The organism is Clostridium sp. CMCC3677 (assembly GCF_023845585.1).
In the GTDB taxonomy this organism is placed as follows: Bacteria; Bacillota; Clostridia; order Clostridiales; family Clostridiaceae; genus Clostridium; species Clostridium aquiflavi.
This window is the reverse complement of the sequence record NZ_JAMQHS010000047.1, coordinates 1-280: the sequence shown is the minus strand read 5'-3', so window position 1 is coordinate 280 and position 280 is coordinate 1. Positions and strand designations below refer to the sequence as shown.

Annotated in this window: 2 tRNA genes; both read right to left on the bottom strand. The window is 48.2% G+C overall.

The annotated features are described in order from the left end of the window. Nucleotides 1-60: 60 nt before the first annotated feature. Nucleotides 61-136, bottom strand: a tRNA-His gene (locus tag NG901_RS16685). Between the two features lie 8 nt (nt 137-144). After that, nucleotides 145-220: transfer RNA gene (locus tag NG901_RS16680), tRNA-Lys, on the bottom strand. Nucleotides 221-280 lie beyond the last annotated feature (60 nt).

The window sequence follows — 280 nt, the reverse complement described above, 5'->3', positions numbered from 1 at the left end:
GAACCTACGCATAATGGAGTCAAAGTCCATTGCCTTACCGCTTGGCGACATCCCATTACATGGGGTGAACGATGGGACTTGAACCCACGACAACCAGTGCCACAAACTGGCGCTCTACCAACTGAACTACATTCACCATTTATTTGGTGCGTTATCAGGGGATCGAACCCGGGACACCCTGATTAAGAGTCAGGTGCTCTACCAACTGAGCTAATAACGCATATTTTTTAATGGAGCGGGTGATGAGAATCGAACTCACGTAACTAGCTTGGAAGGCTAG